The sequence below is a fragment of the Micromonospora globispora genome (genome assembly GCF_003857015.1).
Taxonomy (GTDB): Bacteria; Actinomycetota; Actinomycetes; order Mycobacteriales; family Micromonosporaceae; genus Micromonospora; species Micromonospora globispora.
On record NZ_QGGF01000714.1, the window covers coordinates 1 to 1,362 of the forward strand.

Genomic DNA, 1,362 nt, shown 5'->3' on the forward strand with positions numbered 1-1,362 from the left:
CAGGTCGGCCGCGCCCCCGGCGCCCAGCAGCGCGGCGGCCCGCCGGGCCCGGTCGTCGGCGATCCCGGCGAGCGTGTCGGCCAGGGTGGCACGCTGTCCGCGTACCTCCTTGATGGCGGCGTCGATGGGACGCGAGGCGGCCATCAGCCGGCGGTCGGCGTCGGTGATCGCCTCCAGGCCGAGGATGGCGGAGATCGCGTCGAAAAGCTGGCTCTGCGTGCCGGCGGTGAGCCGGCCCAGCTCGGCGGCGGTGAGGAACGGCCGGTACAGCTCCAACGGCCGGGCCAGCCCCAGCTCGGCGAGATCCTTGTGGCTGCCGCGCTCGCTGGTGACGGTCACCTCGGCCTCGCCCAGCTCCGCCCCGGACGGCCAGGAGCGCACCACCCGGGTGGGCGTGGCGACCCCGTCGACCCGCAGCTCGACGGCGATCCGGCACGGGTCGCCGGCGTGCAGGTTGCGCCACCCGGTACGCCAGACGCTGTTGCGGTCGGCCCAGCGGGCGCTGTCCCCGGTCAGGGCCAGCTCCACCGCCTCGGCGAAGCTGGACTTGCCGGAGCCGTTGCGCCCGACCACCACGGTCAGCCCCGGCCCGGGTTCGATGGCGAGGGTGCGCTCCGGGCCGACGCCGCGGAAGCCGGCGACGGTGACCGACGAGAGCCAGATCCGCTCCCGCGGCTCGTCCGCCGCCGGACGCTGCGGCTCCAGGGCGGTCGGCTCGCCGGCGAGCGCCGCGTCCAGGTCGGCCTCGCCGCTGAGCGCGGCGAGGACCACCTCGGCGGTGTCATCGGGTACGTCGTCGGCGGCGAGCCGGTCGAAGATCAGCTCGACCAGGGGTTCGGTGTGGTTCATCAGGCGACCTTTCGACGGGTGCTGATGCGGGGTGGGCGTGCGGGGCCAGCGGGCTCGGGCAGTGCCTGTCCGCTCGTGGTGCTGTGGAACTGATGCCGAAAGTGGATCGGCGCTTAGACCGGCAGTGCAACGTGCCAGTCGCGCAGGAACGCCTCGACCAAGTCGTGCGCCCGGGGGCGTACGTCGAACGGCTCCTCGACCCGGCGCCGCGCCATGTGGGACAGCCCGTCGGCGGCCTCGTTGAGAGCGTGACCGGCGTGCGCCTTGACGTGCGCGAACGTCAGGTCCGAACGCCCGGCGACCAGCTCGGCCAGCCGGACCAGGGTGGGCTTCATGCCGGCGTGCCGGGGGCGCAGGTCGTAGCCGGCGGGCATCGCCCCGGTCTCGCCACCCTGCCAGCGGTACAGGTAGTTCAGCGCCGGCAGACTGTCGACCAGCACGGTCATGCCGACCGGTGGGGTGTCGTACGCGGTGAACAGGAACTCGACCGCCCGCAGCTCGCTGACCAGGACC

At 74.1% G+C, this 1,362-nt stretch carries 2 protein-coding genes; both read right to left on the reverse strand.

Going from position 1 to position 1,362, the window contains the following annotated elements; all coding sequences use genetic code 11:
* The coding region (locus DKL51_RS32725) for an ATP-binding protein (RefSeq protein ID WP_148097920.1) at nt 1–849 on the reverse strand (849 nt) is incomplete at its 3' end.
* Between the two features lie 113 nt (nt 850–962).
* Nucleotides 963–1,362: ribonuclease H family protein (locus DKL51_RS35440; RefSeq protein WP_221623280.1), on the reverse strand; the 400-nt coding region annotated here is incomplete at its 5' end.